This window comes from Allomuricauda sp. TY007, assembly GCF_010468565.1.
Lineage (GTDB): Bacteria > Bacteroidota > Bacteroidia > Flavobacteriales > Flavobacteriaceae > Flagellimonas.
In genome coordinates, this window is the sequence record NZ_WUEG01000005.1 from 182,963 (window position 1) to 199,294 (window position 16,332).

General features: G+C 43.4%; 15 protein-coding genes. 9 read left to right on the forward strand and 6 right to left on the reverse strand.

The window, feature by feature from the left end:
- The first annotated feature begins 20 nt into the window (after positions 1-20).
- Genes GO009_RS07625 through GO009_RS07650 form a run of 6 tightly spaced genes read left to right on the forward strand, consistent with a single transcriptional unit; the run spans position 21 to position 6,115 of the window.
- Entirely contained in the window at positions 21-992 is a 972-nt protein-coding gene (locus tag GO009_RS07625; protein WP_163625607.1) for a stage II sporulation protein M, read from the forward strand.
- On the forward strand, positions 976-1,869 hold the full coding sequence (locus GO009_RS07630) for a hypothetical protein (RefSeq protein ID WP_163625608.1): 894 nt from the start codon (positions 976-978) through the stop codon (positions 1,867-1,869). Before GO009_RS07625 ends, GO009_RS07630 begins: the two co-directional genes overlap by 17 nt.
- Positions 1,870-2,601 (forward strand): DUF4129 domain-containing protein, encoded by a 732-nt coding sequence (locus tag GO009_RS07635; protein WP_163625609.1) that lies wholly within the window; start codon positions 1,870-1,872, stop codon positions 2,599-2,601. It abuts the gene before it with no gap.
- Positions 2,594-3,808 (forward strand): DUF4350 domain-containing protein, encoded by a 1,215-nt coding sequence (locus GO009_RS07640; RefSeq protein WP_163625610.1) that lies wholly within the window; start codon positions 2,594-2,596, stop codon positions 3,806-3,808. The genes GO009_RS07635 and GO009_RS07640 overlap by 8 nt, the downstream gene beginning before the upstream one ends.
- Positions 3,798-4,781, forward strand: coding sequence for a MoxR family ATPase (locus GO009_RS07645; protein ID WP_163625611.1), 984 nt, complete (start codon positions 3,798-3,800; stop codon positions 4,779-4,781). The genes GO009_RS07640 and GO009_RS07645 overlap by 11 nt, the downstream gene beginning before the upstream one ends.
- 2 nt (positions 4,782-4,783) lie before the next feature.
- On the forward strand, positions 4,784-6,115 hold the full coding sequence (locus GO009_RS07650; protein WP_163625612.1) for a DUF58 domain-containing protein: 1,332 nt from the start codon (positions 4,784-4,786) through the stop codon (positions 6,113-6,115).
- A gap of 47 nt (positions 6,116-6,162) precedes the next feature.
- Here GO009_RS07650 and GO009_RS07655 read toward each other — a convergent pair whose 3' ends face one another.
- From GO009_RS07655 to mnmA, 3 genes are read right to left on the reverse strand one after another with little or no spacing between them, the layout of a single operon-like run.
- Complete coding sequence (locus GO009_RS07655; RefSeq protein WP_203532410.1) at positions 6,163-6,636, reverse strand: hypothetical protein; 474 nt, start codon at positions 6,634-6,636, stop codon at positions 6,163-6,165.
- Positions 6,637-6,685: 49 nt separating this feature from the next.
- Entirely contained in the window at positions 6,686-7,627 is a 942-nt protein-coding gene (locus GO009_RS07660; RefSeq protein ID WP_163625613.1) for a nitronate monooxygenase family protein, read from the reverse strand.
- A 55-nt stretch (positions 7,628-7,682) separates the two neighbouring features.
- Positions 7,683-8,873 carry a tRNA 2-thiouridine(34) synthase MnmA gene (gene mnmA / locus GO009_RS07665; protein WP_163625614.1) on the reverse strand — a complete coding sequence of 397 codons (1,191 nt, stop codon included), beginning with the start codon at positions 8,871-8,873 and terminating at the stop codon, positions 7,683-7,685.
- A 202-nt stretch (positions 8,874-9,075) separates the two neighbouring features.
- On the opposite strand from mnmA, the gene GO009_RS07670 reads away from it, so the two are divergent.
- Positions 9,076-10,944 (forward strand): fasciclin domain-containing protein, encoded by a 1,869-nt coding sequence (locus tag GO009_RS07670; RefSeq protein WP_163625615.1) that lies wholly within the window; start codon positions 9,076-9,078, stop codon positions 10,942-10,944.
- Positions 10,945-11,216: 272 nt separating this feature from the next.
- Here the strand turns inward: GO009_RS07670 and yidC are convergent, their stop codons facing one another.
- The 3 genes from yidC to GO009_RS07685 all read right to left on the reverse strand — a co-directional run bounded on the left by yidC (position 11,217) and on the right by GO009_RS07685 (position 15,078).
- Positions 11,217-13,085, reverse strand: a complete 1,869-nt coding sequence (yidC, locus tag GO009_RS07675) for a membrane protein insertase YidC (RefSeq protein ID WP_163625616.1) — start codon at positions 13,083-13,085, stop codon at positions 11,217-11,219.
- 66 nt (positions 13,086-13,151) lie between these two features.
- Positions 13,152-14,786: a CTP synthase gene (locus GO009_RS07680; RefSeq protein WP_163625617.1), complete on the reverse strand. Its 1,635-nt coding sequence runs from the start codon at positions 14,784-14,786 to the stop codon at positions 13,152-13,154.
- Between the two features lie 49 nt (positions 14,787-14,835).
- Positions 14,836-15,078 (reverse strand): DUF3820 family protein, encoded by a 243-nt coding sequence (locus tag GO009_RS07685; protein WP_163625618.1) that lies wholly within the window; start codon positions 15,076-15,078, stop codon positions 14,836-14,838.
- A 43-nt stretch (positions 15,079-15,121) separates the two neighbouring features.
- Between GO009_RS07685 and GO009_RS07690 the strand changes: the two genes are divergently transcribed.
- Complete coding sequence (locus GO009_RS07690) at positions 15,122-15,985, forward strand: hydroxypyruvate isomerase family protein (RefSeq protein WP_163625619.1); 864 nt, start codon at positions 15,122-15,124, stop codon at positions 15,983-15,985.
- Positions 15,986-16,191: 206 nt separating this feature from the next.
- Complete coding sequence (locus tag GO009_RS07695; protein WP_163625620.1) at positions 16,192-16,329, forward strand: hypothetical protein; 138 nt, start codon at positions 16,192-16,194, stop codon at positions 16,327-16,329.
- The last annotated feature ends 3 nt before the right edge of the window (positions 16,330-16,332 follow it).

Below are 16,332 nucleotides of genomic sequence, written 5' to 3' on the forward strand. Positions count from 1 at the left end.
CTTACAAACCATCAAATTTAATGCGCGAAGCCGCTTTTGTTAGGCAAAATAAGGATAAATGGGCCGCTTTTGAAAATGCCTTGCTCAATAAAGGGCAACTTCACCCCGATGAGCTTTCCGATCTATATATTGAGATCACCGACCACCTGAGTTACGCGAAGACCTTTTACCCTGACAGCAACACACAGGTTTACCTGAACACCCTTGCCTCGCAAGCCCATCAAAAAATATATAAGACCAAACGGGAATCCCGAAACCGTATTGTCCATTTTTGGAAAACAGAATTTCCGACCATGTTCAAAGCCCATCACCGTGAACTATTGATTTCTTTCTTGGTATTTGCCTTTTTTGTGTCGATTGGTGCATTTTCCTCCGCCAACGAGGGTGATTTTGTGCGATCCATACTGGGCAATGGGTATGTGAACATGACACTGGAAAATATTGAAAAGGGCGATCCTATGGCGGTTTACAAAGATCAAGGGGCGTTCAATATGTTTTTGGGCATTACCGTCAACAATATTAAAGTGGCCATTTACGCATTTGCCTTTGGCATCTTTTTAGGAGTTGGCACCCTTTACATTTTACTGCAGAACGGAATCATGCTAGGGAGTTTCCAATACTTTTTTTATGAAAAAGGGCTGCTATGGGAATCGGCCCGAACCATTTGGATCCATGGAACCATTGAAATATCGGTGATAATCATTGCAGGATGTGCCGGACTGGTCTTGGCCAATGGCATACTTTTTCCGGGCACCTATACGCGACTGGAATCTTTTAAACGAGGGGTTAAAAACGGGCTGAAGATAATGGTAAGCACGGTTCCCTTTTTTATTGTTGCGGGTTTTTTGGAAGGGTTTGTCACCAGACACACGGAAATGCCGGATGGGTTGGCAATTTTCATCATATTGGGATCGTTGTCCTTAATAATTTTTTACTACATCATTTATCCATACCAAATCCATAGAAAAACCGCTCATGCAGACAACCAATAACTACATCGAATTTAAAAAACAGCGTGAATTGGGAGAGATCCTTTCCGATTCCTTTGGCTTTATCAGAAATGAGTTTAAACCTTTTTTTGGCACCATTTTAAAAATTGTAGGCCCCTATATTTTAATCATGCTGATTTCCATGGGGTTTTATATGTTCACCATTGGAGACATTTTTAACCTGAGTGCCATTGGCAATCCAACGGCAACCCAAACCTATTCGCCATTTATTATGGTTTTTGCCATATTGGCCTTGATACTTAGTTCTATTGCGGCCTATGTTCTTGCACAGGGAACCGTCTTGCACTACATAAAATCATACATAAACAACAAAGGAGCCGTAAATTATGATGAAATCCGACAAGGCGTATATGGTTCTTTTTGGTCCCTGATCGGTTTGGGAATCTTGGTCGGGCTGTCCGTGATGATAGGCGCAATATTTTGTTTGATTCCCGGGATTTACCTTGCCGTGCCCTTATCCGTTTCGTTCGCCATTTTGGTATTCCTTAAAAAGGATGCCATGGAATCCTACCAATATAGTTTTACCTTGATCAAAGAAAATTGGTGGATGACCTTTGTGACCCTTTTTGTGGTTTACATTATCGTTGCCATTGCCACCTATGCCTTTAGTTTGCCGACCATTATCTACACCTGGATCAAAATGGGCGTATTTTCCGGCGAAATGGATGCGGAGAATTTCAATGTTTTTAACGACCCCATCTATCTTTTGCTAAATATTTTGAGTACATTGATCAGGTTCCTGATGAACATTATTTTTTTAGTGTCCACATCCTTGATATTTTTCAACCTCAACGAAAAGAAAAATTTTACAGGTACTTTTGAACGTATTGAAAGCCTTGGGAAACCTTCAGAGGAATAGATGCACAAAAAACTGATCTTATCATACTTATTTTTATCCTGGACAATACTTTTTGCCCAAAACGATTCCATTGTCAAATATGATGAATCGGACATTGAACCCATTGAATTCAGTAAAGAAGACCTCGAAACTTACAAGAACGATAGCGCGTTCAACTATGAGGAAGTAAAAACCGAAAGCAGTTGGTGGACCGACCTCACCAATTGGTTCCATACTATGTTGCGCCGCTTTTTTGAATGGATTTTTGGCGTGGGAAACGCCGAAGGCTATTTGGCCGTTTTTTTGAAGATCCTCCCCTATTTGCTCCTTGCCTTATTCTTATACCTGGTAATTCGCTTCTTTGTCAACTCCAATATGTACGGGATTGGCAAAAACAAGAAAAACCCAAATGTGGTGTCCCTATCGGAGGAAGAACACATCATTAAAAACGAGGACATACAACAATTGATCAAAAATGCCCTGGCAGATAAAAATTACAGGCTCGCCATTCGGTACTATTACCTCTACATCTTACAATTGTTATCGGAAAGGGAATTGATAGACTGGCAACAACAAAAAACAAATGATGATTACATAGCGGAACTCTCCGAAAGTACCCTAAAAAATGCCTTTGGAAAGGCTACCCTGCTCTACGACTACGTTTGGTATGGGGAATTTGATATTGACCACGAACGTTACCAAAAGGCAGAAGTTGTATTTAATTCCTTAAAAAAAGCAATTACAGATGCTTAAAAAGAGATGGGTTTATATAGTGATAGGCGGGCTGACCCTTGGGGCCATATTTTTGATGGAATACAACAAACCAAAAAAAATCAACTGGTTCCCATCTTATGTTTCCCATCATAAAATACCTTATGGCACCCTTGTATTGAACAATTTGATGGAAAAGCACTTTCCAGATGAGATACAACAAATCCACAAACCGCCTTTCGAATTCCTAAGCCGTACCGACTCCATAAAAGGCACGTACTTTTTTGTGAACGAATCCGTCTCTTTTGAAGAGGCCGAATTGCACTCCCTATTGGAATGGGTGGAACAAGGCAATATGCTGTTTATAGCTTCAAAGTCTTTCGAAAAAAAATTGCTGGACACCTTACATCTGGAACAAGGGAGTGTTTACAATAACGGTCTGGAACCTCTTTTTTATCACGAGCTCGTAAATCCTAAATTCAAGAACAAAACAGCAACATTTGGCAAGGACTACTACACCCCTAGTTTTGAACGAATAGATACCTTGCGAACAACGGTTCTTGGCCAAGTGTATGCCCAAGCAGATAGTACGGATACCGTCACCAAACATATAAACACCATAAAGCAATCTTTTGGCAAGGGAACAATTGTTTTGACCAGCTTTCCAAAAGCATTTACCAACTACTTTATCCTAAAGGATGATAACCAAGCATATACTGCGGGCCTATTGTCTTATCTGGACGGTAAAGGACAAATCTACATGGACAACTTCCACAAATCGGGAAAATCCTTTTACACCTCGCCCATGTACCTCTTTTTGAATACCAAAGAATTTAAATGGGCCTATTACCTTGTTCTTATCGGTGCCCTTATCTACATTATTTTTGAAGGAAAGCGGAAACAACGTGCCATTCCTGTTCTACCCCCGTTAAAAAACCAGACCTTGGCCTTTACGAGGACCATAGCCGACATGTATTTTGAAAAAGGGGAACTGCACCTGATAACAAAGCATAAAATTGATTACTTTTTGGAATACCTCCGTACCAAATTGCATGTTTCCACCCAAAATTTGGAAGACGAAACATTCTTGCGGAACCTGGCCATGCGGAGCAATACCGATCTGAAAGATGTAAAAGCTTTGATAGGCATGATTTCACAACTGAGGACCAAACAGTACGTAACCGAAATTGAATTGAAAAACCTGAATCAAAAAATAGAAGCATTTAAAGCAAACGTTGATGGAAAATAACGACTTGAACTTTGACAATAGGGTTCCCTTGGAAGAATTGAGGGATACCGTGGAACAGATAAAAAAAGAACTATCCACCATTATCGTGGGCCAAAAGGATTTTATAGAACTTCTGATCATTTCCATTTTGGCCGATGGACATGCGCTGATCGAAGGGGTTCCCGGCATTGCAAAGACCGTGACCGCCAAGCTCTTCGCAAAAACGCTCAAAACGGAGTTCAGCCGAATTCAGTTTACGCCCGATTTAATGCCAAGTGACATTTTGGGAACTTCCGTTTTTAATACCAAAACCACGGAGTTTGAGTTTAAAAAAGGCCCCATCTTCTCAAATATTATTTTGATCGATGAGATAAACCGTGCCCCGGCCAAAACACAAGCGGCCCTTTTTGAGACGATGGAAGAACGGCAGGCCACCGTGGACGGCACTACCTACAAAATGGGGCAACCATTTATGGTATTGGCCACCCAAAACCCCATAGAGCAAGAAGGAACCTATGCCCTGCCCGAAGCACAACTGGACCGATTCCTTTTTAAGATCAAAGTGGATTATCCGTCCGTTGAAGAAGAAGTTGTGATTTTACAAAACCACCACGAACGCAAGGGCGAAAAACCACAAGACCAGATTAAGGCGGTGCTTACCCCTAAAAAACTGTTGGAGTTCAAAAAGAACATTCACGAAGTGGTCGTGGAGCAAAAAATATTGGATTACATCGCCAACATTATAATACAAACAAGAAACCATCCACATTTGTATCTGGGCGCTTCACCAAGAGCTTCCATTGCCACGTTGACCTCGGCCAAAGCATTTGCGGCCATTTCAGGACGGGATTTTGTTATTCCCGAGGACGTAAAAAAAGCCTTGGTCCCCGTGCTAAACCACCGCGTAATTTTAACCCCGGAAAGAGAAATGGAAGGCATGACCACAGAAAATGTAGTTTCCATGATCATGGAGTCTGTTGAAATCCCTCGATAAACATGGCATTCATTCGGTCGCTATATATCCACAATGTTTTTTTTAGGTACATCGCCGTGCTTTCCGCATGTTTTGTAATTTCCTATTGGGTACCGCTCCTATACCCTATAGCTTGGTTGTTGGTGTTTCTTTTGATGGCACTCCTTGTCTTTGACCTCTATTTATTGTACTCTACCTCCAAGGCCATCAAAGCCCGGCGGAACCTGCCCCAAAAATTATCGAACAGCGATCAAAATATACTATCGGTACATCTAAGCTCCAAATACCCTTTCAGAACAGCCGTTTCCATAATCGATGAATTACCGGTTCAGTTCCAAAAAAGGAATTTTGAACATAAGACCGGATTACTAAAAGGAGAACCACATTTTTTCGAATATTCGGTACGTCCTGTGGAACGTGGCGAATATGTTTTCGGCAACCTGATTGTATTTGCATCCTCTCCCTTACGCATCATCAAAAGAAAGTTTGTGTTCCAAAAGGACCAAATGGTACCGGTGTATCCTTCCATCATACAAATGCAGCAATACGATTTTTTGGCCACAAGCAATCGTTTAACGGAATTTGGACTGAAGAAAATAAGACGTATTGGACATACCCAGGAGTTTGAACAGATCAAAGAATACATTAAAGGGGACGATGTGCGAACCATAAATTGGAAAGCCACGGCAAAAAAGAACCAATTAATGGTAAACCAATACCAAGATGAAAGGTCACAGCCCATTTATTCGATAATTGATACGGGAAGGGTCATGAAAATGCCCTTTAATGGTTTGAGTCTATTGGATTATGCTATCAATTCGGCCTTGGCCTTTTCCAATGTCGCCCTAAAACGAAACGATAAAACAGGATTGCTCACATTCTCCAAAAAAATTGAAACCTTTGTTCCCGCCGTGCAGAAAATCACGCACCTAAATACCATCATGGAGAACCTGTACAATATTTCCACCGCTTTTTCCGATTCCGATTTTGGATTATTGTACGCCCAGGTAAAACGAAAGGTCAACCAACGAAGTCTATTATTGCTCTACACTAATTTTGAGCACATATCCGGCTTAAAACGTCAATTGCCCTTTATATTGGCCATGGCAAAAAAACATGTATTGGTGGTTATTTTCTTTGAAAATACAGAGTTGGAATCCCTTGTTGCGGAAGATGCGGAAGATTTACAGGCCATCTACCATAAAACCATTGCCGAGAAGTTTTCTTTGGAAAAACGGTTGATGCAAAAAGAACTCCAGAAATATGGCATACAGACCATTTTGACCAAACCCGAGGAATTGACCGTCAACACCATCAATAAATACCTGGAAATAAAAGCTAGGGGGATTATTTAAGCGACCGTACAGGCGGGTGCTCGATGTGACAACAAGTATCCGTAAAATTATTCAACACTAAACTCCCGATTGGAAAGCCCCAAGGTATTCAATGACGGGAGTTTGCCATCCAACACAACAAATTCCGATTTTGGATGAAGAAACTGCTTTCGCTTCTTTAAGTTCAGATTAGAGTAACGACCGCGCAAGTGCCTTCTATCATCCTTTTTAGAGAAAAGGTCTATGGTAACGCCCACGGTAACGCCCCCTAAAATGGTTGCGGCGAGATCATCGTTGTCCCAACCATTTGGTCGTTGTCCTGCATCCACGGTTTCTTTGGCCAGCCCGATAAGGGTACTCCCGGCTACCGAACCTATAAAAGTCCATATTCGATTACCATCCGTGGCTTGCTTGGCAATTCCGGCCCCTGCAAGGCCAAAGAGATTACCTCCCAAAAAATGGAGTGCTTTGTCCCGCTCCACTTGCCCATAGCAATGCGAGGCGAGCACAAAAAAGAGTAGTGTGGGGATTAGTGTTCTCATTGCGCAGCGTAAAAGTATTAAAAGTTTCCTAAACTTTTAGCGTAGTACTTTAATAGTGTTGAACTTCAGCTTTTGCCTGATTGAACTCAGCCATTAATTCTTTAACTATTTCCGCTGCAGGTGTTATGTTATGGATCAACCCGGAAACTTGGCCTATTTCCAGTTCTCCTTCTTCCATATCCCCATCGAACATACCGCGTTTGGCCCGGGCCCTTCCCAATAGGGTTTTTAAATCTTCTATGGAAGCTCCTTCGGCATAGGCTTGCTGTACATCTTTAAAAAATTTGTTTTTGAGCAAACGTACTGGTGCCAGCTCCTTCAAGGTCAATTGGGTATCCCCTTCTTGGGCATCAACCACCCGCTGCTTAAAGAGTTCGTGGGACGATGCCTCGGGGGAGGCTACAAACCTACTCCCTACCTGAACGCCATCGGCACCCAAAACCATAGCTGCCAACATGGCCCTGCCCGTGGCAATACCTCCAGCGGCAATTAGGGGTATCTGTATTTTTTCTTTTACCGAAGGTATCAGTACCATGGTCGTGGTCTCATCCCTTCCGTTATGTCCACCAGCTTCAAAACCCTCTGCCACTATGGCATCCACTCCGGCTTCTTGGGCTTTCAATGCGAACTTTACACTACTTACCACATGAACCACGGTAATTCCCTTCTCTTGAAGAAATTTGGTCCACGTTTTCGGATTTCCCGCAGAAGTGAATACAATTTTCACCTCTTGGTCAACAATAATGTCCATCAACTTTTCAATGTCGGGATACAACATGGGAACATTTACCCCAAAAGGCTTATCGGTTGCTTTTTTACATTTTATGATGTGCTCTTCCAACACCTCGGGGTACATACTTCCCGCTCCCAACAATCCCAATCCACCTGCATTGGAAACCGCAGAGGCCAACCGCCAACCGCTGGCCCAGACCATTCCTGCTTGGATGATAGGGTATTCTATTCCGAAAAGTTGCGTGATTTTATTTTGCATGAAGGTTTTGATTCAGATTTCCACCAAAATAAACAAAATAAATGAAGGATTCCGGTTACGAAATTACTCCTGAACCGATCAACTCATCATTGTTATACCACGCAGCAAACTGCCCTTCGGTAATGGCGGACTGTTTTTCTTTGAAATCCACGTACAAGCCGTTCCCTACTTTGTAGAGTGTTGCCGCTTGCAATGGCTGTCTATATCGAATTCTCGCCATAACTTCCATGGTTTCATCCTCCTTCAAAGCCAAATCCGGGCGTACCCAATGGAGTTCGTCCTCCTTTATAAACAGCGTATTTCTTAAGAGCCCCGGATGCCTTTTCCCCTGACCGGTATAGATGATGTTCTTCTCCACATCGGTATCAATTACGAACAAGGGTTCTTTGGTTCCGCCAACATTGAGGCCTTTGCGTTGCCCTATGGTAAAGTAGTGTGCACCTTGATGCTCCCCGACTACTTTTCCATCAGCTTCGGAATATACAGGCTTTTCGGCTTGGAAAACCAATTTTTCCCGCTCATTCTGAAATGCTGGAACAGTAATCGAAAATTGTGCAGCATCACTAGGCACTTCCACGATAACTCCTTTTTTGGGCTTCAATTTTTGCTGTAAAAATTCAGGCAGATGCACTTTTCCAATAAAACACAATCCTTGGGAATCCTTTTTGTCGGCAGTGATTAAATTGTTTTCCGCAGCTATTTTACGTACCTCTGGCTTCAACAATTCACCAATTGGGAACAAGGTCTTGGACAACTGTTCTTGCGACAATTGACAAAGAAAATAGGATTGGTCTTTGTTCGGGTCCTTACCGGACAATAACCGGTAGGTTTCCGTACCATCATCATTTTGGATGGTTCCCTTTCTGCAATAATGTCCCGTAGCCACATAATCGGCACCCAATTGCAGGGCAATTTTCATAAACACATCAAACTTGATCTCGCGATTGCACAGCACATCCGGATTGGGGGTTCTGCCTCTCTCGTACTCATTGAACATATAATCCACGATTCGCTCCTTGTACTCCGCACTCAAATCAACGGTTTGGAAAGGGATTCCCAGTTTTTCGGCCACGATCAGTGCATCGTTGCTGTCCTCCAACCAAGGGCATTCCTCCGAAATGGTCACGGAATCATCATGCCAATTCTTCATAAACAGACCGATTACATCGTACCCCTGCTCTTTGAGCAAATAAGCAGCTACGCTTGAATCCACTCCTCCCGAAAGTCCAACAACAACCTTTTTCATTGCAATGATTTAAGGCTACAAAAATACGAATTGACGTTAATTAATAATGGTAAATATATCCTAAAGCAACAGCTATGAAATTATAACCTACACATCCCTAGAATTTTAATTTTGTTAAAGTTTTAACCTAAAATGTTAAACACTATTGTTGTTATTTTGTTTAATTATATTTTCACATTGTTAAACAAACACCTAAAATAACATGAAAACTTTAAAACATTTAACCCGATTGACCCTTTTACTAGTATTCATTGGATTCACATCGTGTTCCGATGATGACAATGGACCTATGCCTCCTGAACAGGAAGGAGATAATATTGTTGAAGCCGCACAGGCAACCGCCGAACTTAGCACTTTGGTTGCCGCCCTTCAAAAAGCGGATGAGAGTGCCAATAACGACTTGGTTGCTGCTTTAAGTGGTGAAGGATCATTTACGGTTTTTGCCCCAACCAATCAAGCATTTACAGATTTGCTTGCACAACTGGATGGTTTTGATTCCTTGGACGATTTTAGCTCCCAACAACTACAAGACTTGCTAGCTGTAATTTTAACCTACCACGTGGTAGGCGATGCTGCCCTATCCACCGATCTGAGCAACGGAATGAGCCTTACAACATTGCAGGGTTCCTCCTTGCAAGTATCCACCGAAGGTGGCGTGTTTATTCAAGATGCAACCGATGTTGCCGCTGAGGTGACTACCGCAGATATTGAAGTTTCCAATGGTGTTGTACATATTATAGACAAAGTTTTATTGCCCCAGGCTATTTTGGATGAACTGGCCGACATTATCTTAATGCCCATTACCGATTTGGCCATTGGCAACGAAAACCTACAGAATTTGGTTGCTGCCCTTACCGCGGCCAGCGGGGATTTACCCACCGTATTGCGCGGCAATGGACCTTTTACCGTATTGGCCCCGACCGATGAAGCCTTTGAGGCTTTCCTTGATGGTGCAGCGCTAGAGGACGTTCCCGTGGATGTATTGACCAATGTATTGCTTAACCACGTAATCAGTGGTGAAGTTACCTCAACCGACTTAACAGGACTTGGTTCCGGTTACACAAGTACTTTGGCCACTGGGGCCGGTGAGCAAAATGTAAGCTTGTTTTTCGATACCTCTGATGGTGTAACCTTTAATGGTGTTGCCTCCGTAGTAGCTGCTGATGTAAAAGCGATCAACGGTATTGTTCATGTGGTAGATGCCGTAATAGACATTCCAAATATTGTGGACCATGCGGTGGCCAATCCAGGGCTTTCCTCTTTGGTTGGTGCTTTGACCGAAGGCGGGAATACAACCTTCACCGATTTACTATCCAACGAAGAAGAAACGTTCACTGTATTTGCTCCTGGAAACGATGCCTTTAGTGCATTTACCAATCCTAATTCCAATGATTTGAATGCTATTTTGGCCAATCACGTGATTGTGGGAGCCGCTGCGTTCTCTTCGGATTTGACAAATGCTTATGTGAACACGGCTGCTGAGTATGCTGCTGACGAGAATTTAAGTTTATACATTAATACCGATGATGGTGTAACCTTAAACGGTACAAGTAACGTGGCCATGGCGGATATTGTGGCAAGCAACGGCGTAATCCATACCGTGGATGCTGTTATAGACCTGCCAACAGTGGTAACTTTTGCCGCTGCAGATCCTAATTTCTCCACCTTGGTATCTGCATTGACAGAGTTGACACCAAGTACGGATTTTGTGAGCGTATTATCAGCACAAGACGGTGCGGGAAGCGATCCATTCACCGTGTTTGCCCCTACCAACGATGCTTTTGCCGCTTTGGCCAGTATTCCGGCCGAGGCTGACCTAATACCAATATTGCAACACCACGTGGTGGCAGGTGCCAATGTACGATCCGGTGATTTGAGCGATGGAGCCACAGCTACCACTTTTGAAGGCGATATGATCACCATCAACCTACCAGGAACTGGTGATAACATTGCAGATATTACCGACGGTGCCGGAAACATGGGCATTGGTATTGATGCCGTGGATGTACAAGCCATCAATGGTGTCATCCACGTAGTGGATACTGTACTCATCCCGGACACTTCAAACTAACTGGTTTTTGATTGATGGATAATGCAAAAGGCCCCCTCAAAACAAACTGAGGGGGTTTTTTATGGCGTAAAATTTACCGTTCATCGATAACACATCAACAAGGGATTATTTACCCACAAAAACCGACGGTTTTACAACTTTTAATTTTTTGGATAGGCGTGATGTCGCATCTTTGGAGTCCCAAATCTTTCCAAACTACACCTATAAATGGAAACTCCCCCAAGAAAATCTTGAGGGAGTTTTTTTTGGACCGAAAAGTATTTACCTCAGTACTATCTTTTCCCTGATTTCTTTTGTTCTTCGGCCTGCTCCATCATTTCGCGCATTTTACGCTGGAACTTGTTTTCCTTTTTAGGTTTTTTCTTGTTCTCCTGTATTTGGGCATGAATTTTATCCTCGTCCAATATGTAGTTCTTGATGGCCAACATAATAAAGATGGTAATCAAGTTGGAAACGAAATAGTACAAACTCAACCCACTTGCGTAGTTGTTAAAGAAGAACAACATCATAACGGGTGATAAATACATAATAAATTTCATGTTCGGCATCCCAGGCTGTTGCTGCATCTGCATGCTCTGCCCCGTGGTCATCTGCATATAGAAGAATATGGCCACGGATGCCAAAATCGGGAACAGGGATACGTGGTCTCCGTAAAAGGGTATGGTGAACGGCAACTCAAAAATAGTGTCGTAAGACGATAGGTCCTCTGCCCATAAAAAAGGTTTTTGCCGCAACGCAAAGGAAGTCGGGAAAAACATGAACAGGGAGTAGAAAATGGGCAACTGTAACAAGGCGGGCACACAGCCGCTCATAGGGCTCACCCCTGCTTTGTTGTACACCTTCATGGTCTCTTGCTGCTTTTTCATGGCGTTGTCCTTGTACTTTTCGCTGATTTCCGAAATCTCCGGCTTCAACACCTTCATTTTGGCCTGCGACAAATACGATTTATAGGTGACGGGCGAAAGTGCCAATCGAACCAAAATCGTCATAATAACAATGGCAATTCCATAGGGTAAAAACGAGCTCAAGAACGTATAGAAGGGCGTAAATACGTAACGGTTGATCCAACCAAAGATTCCCCATCCAAACGGAATGGAATCGGCAAGGCCCAAATCCTTATAATCGTCCAATACCTTTACATCGGTGGGCCCGTAGTACCAGTACATATGCTGCGAGAGCTCACCGCCTTGCAGCTCCAAAGGGGCCCGTGTGGTATATGCTTTCGTAAATTGGAGTTCCTTGCTCTCTTCCTCGACCAAGTTTGTGGAGGTTAGATCGGCAGTCTTAAAATGCTCATCGGTTGCTAGAATAGAGCTAAAAAAATGCTGACGGTACGACAACCACTTTACATCCACTTCGGTTTCCTCATCAAAATCACTGCTCTCGGAAAGCTTGCTGATGTCACCATCATCGTGATTGTACGTTAGACGGGTATATCTATTTTCGTACTGCACGCTTTTGTTGTGGCGAATACCTTTAAGGTCCCACTCCAAGGTAACAGGCTTACTGGTATTGAAAACTCCGCTCAAACCTTGGGAACGCACGGTAAAGTCCACCAAATATTCTTTTGGTTTCATTTCGTAGCGGTACTCCAAAAATTGATTGTTGGCCACTTTGGCCTTCATGGAAAGCACATGGTTGTCCCCGCTTTGGGTAAGTGACGGTTCAAAATACAGGTCCGCCGTACTGAGAACGCGATTGTCCGATGTGGTAAAATTCAGTGCAAAGTTGGCATTGCCATCTTTTACCAAATATACGGGAACGGAATCGTAGGTGACAAAATTCTTCATTTTGGCCTCAACGATCTGTCCCCCTTTATTGGATACTTTCAGTTGGAGCACTTCGTTTTCCAGAGTGGTGGTTCCATCCGAAGTCTGGGTGAAACCAAATGCCCCGACCGTATTTTTGTATTGGGCCACAGCGGTGGAATCGTTAAGATCTATGGTCTTGGTTTCCTTTACGGGTGCAGTTTTGACCGCCTCCTCCGCTTTGGCTTCCTCTGCCTCTATCTGTGCTTGCTCTGCTTTTTGTGCCTCTAACTCTTCTGGCGTAGGCTGATTTTGGTAAAACATGTATATGAGTATCCCAAAAATCAGTACAAATCCAATAATGGACTTAATATCCAGCTTCTTTTCTTCCATGAATATTATTTAGTAGAAATATTTTATTGGTATTTCAGGTGGCAAATATATGCCCAAAACCCCGTTTTATGCCAAACTGGCATTGTTTTGTTTCTGCTTTTGGGTCAATACCGCTTTTACAAACCCCACAAATAAGGGATGCGGACTCGCAACCGTACTTTTGTACTCTGGGTGGTACTGCACTCCAACAAACCATGGATGTGAGGGTATTTCTACCACTTCCACCAAGCCTGTTCTTGGGTTCAGCCCAGAGGCTACCAATCCAGCTTCCTCCATTTGCTCCTTGTAGGCATTGTTGAATTCGTAGCGGTGCCTGTGGCGTTCTTCAATATCGGAGGAACCGTATACCTTCTCCACCAAACTGCCTTCTTTTAGGTGACAGTCCCAACTGCCCAAACGCATGGTTCCGCCCATATCGGTAATGGATTTTTGTTCTTCCATTAAACTGATTACAGGGTCTGGCGTATTTTTATCCATTTCGGTGGAGTTGGCATTTTCCAGACCCAGCACCGTTCTGGCAAATTCAATGACCGCCATTTGCATGCCCAAACAAATCCCCAGGAAGGGAATATCGTTTTCACGGGCGTAACGAACGGCCAACACTTTACCCTCTATACCACGTTCACCAAAGCCGGGGGCAACTAAAATGCCGTCCAAGCCCATCATCTTTTTGTCAATATTTTTGGCCGATAGATGTTCGGAATGCACCGATCTTACCTCAACATCCACTTCATTGGCCGCACCTGCATGGATAAAGGCCTCTTGTATGGATTTGTACGAATCGGGAAGTTCGACATATTTTCCGATCAATCCGATGGTTACCTTATGTTTTGGATTTTTATGGCGTTGTAAAAACTCCTTCCACTGATCTAGGTTGGGTTCTTTATCATCCGGAAGGGCCAATTTTTGCAAAGTAACCGTATCCAGGCCTTCTTCCTGCATCAACAAAGGAACATCGTAAATGGTGGATGCGTCTATGGATTGAATTACCGCTTCTTTCCGAACATTACAGAAAAGCGCCAATTTTTCCTTGATGTCCTCCGAAATCTGATGCTCGGTACGGCACACCAAAATGTCGGCCTTTATTCCGCTCTCCATCAATGTTTTGACAGAGTGCTGCGTCGGTTTTGTCTTTAACTCCCCTGCCGCGGACAAAAACGGCACTAGGGTTAGATGGATTACAATACCGTTATGCTCGCCCAATTCCCAAAGCAACTGCCGAACAGATTCAATATAAGGCAATGATTCGATATCCCCTACCGTACCCCCGATTTCGGTGATAACAATATCGTAATCCCCACTATTCCCCAAAATTTGGATGCGTTCCTTAATTTCGTTGGTAATGTGGGGCACTACCTGAACTGTTTTGCCCAAAAATTCACCTCGTCGCTCTTTTTCAATAACGCTTTGGTAAATCCTGCCCGTAGTTACATTATTGGCTTGGGAAGTACGTACGTTCAAAAAACGTTCGTAATGGCCAAGGTCCAAGTCGGTTTCCGCACCATCATCGGTCACATAACATTCGCCATGCTCATAAGGATTCAGCGTTCCCGGATCTACATTTATATAGGGATCTAATTTTTGTATGGTGGTCCGGTATCCCCTGGCTTGCAGTAGTTTAGCCAAGGATGCGGCGATGATTCCCTTACCCAACGAAGAGGTAACGCCTCCCGTAACGAAAATGTACTTGGTATCTGACATATTGCTCATTCTATTACGGGGCGTAAAATTACTAATTGCTGGGCAAAAATCAGGAAGATTCGCGAGGAAAATCTTTTTGCAGCTTTCTTATGATGGGTTCCAGGTTGTTATCCTTTATCGTCAACATCGTATTTAGGTAATCACCGAGTTTCCCTTTGGGAAATCCTTTTTGACGGAACCAGACCAAATAAGGCAAGGGCAAATCCACAAGGTAACGCCCTTTGAATTTACCAAAGGGCATCTTGTAATGTGCCAGCTCCAAAAGCTGTTTTGAATCGGGACGTATTTCCATATCTAGGTCGAAAATACTATCTTTCCCATAACAAATCCGAAAAATGAAACGTAGAAATTTTATAGCCACTGCTGCCGTTGGGTCTGCAGGTCTGGCTTCAGCCTCTGCCATGGCGGCCAGCCAAGGGCAATCCAAAACCTTTAAACTCAAGCACAATATCAACCACAGTGTATGCGAATGGTGTTTTAACGACATCCCGCTGGAGGATTTTTTAAAGACATTGAACGAATTGGGCGTTAAAGCCATTGATCTCGTAGGCCCCGACAGATGGCCCATATTAAAAAAGTACGACATACATTGCTCCATGTGCAACGGTGCCGAAATTGGCTTGGCCGAGGGATGGAACAATCCAAAATACCATGAGCAGCTGATCAAAAACTACACGGAAATGATTCCGAAAGTGGCCGAAGCGGGTTACACCAACCTTATTTGTTTTAGTGGCAATCGCAACGGGATGAACGATTATGTGGGCCTTCAAAACTGTGTGGACGGGCTTTCACAAATTATGCCTTTGGCCGAAGAACACGGTGTAGTGATCCAAATGGAACTTTTTAACCAAGTAAACCACCCCGATTATATGTGCGACAACTCTTTATGGGGCGTGGAACTTTGCAAACACTTGGGCAGCGATAATTTTAAATTGTTGTTCGATATCTACCACATGCAGATTCAGGAAGGCGACATTATCCGTAGCATACAGAATTACCACCCTTATTTTGGGCACTACCACACGGCTGGGGTTCCCGGGCGACATGAAATTGATGAAACCCAGGAATTGTACTACCCTGCTATCATCAAAGCAATTCACGATACAGGTTTTACAGGGTACGTGGCCCAAGAGTTTATTCCTACTTGGGATGACAAGATCCAGGCGTTGAAAGATGGGTTTATGCGGTGTGATATTTAGACCGGATACTTTTTCACTAGTTGAAAACAAGGATGGAAAATGATTTAAAAATTCTGTCCTTTAATCATAAACAAGGCCATCCTTGAAACGGATGGTCTTTTCTTTTGGAGCTCGACTGCCCTTTGCTTTTTCGATATCAATGTAAACCGATTAAAATAAGCCTTAACAATTTCCGTAAATTCCACAACCCGTCAAAAAGAGTAAATATGGCCTCCGTCCGATATGGCACACCCTATTGCACCTTGTCAAGACAGGCTTTCAACGGTACATGTTGCCGAATTGATTCCAAAGCCGGCAGTTGGTTGGCCATCATTGGAGCAGGTGCGGGCACATGGAGGTCATAGAGG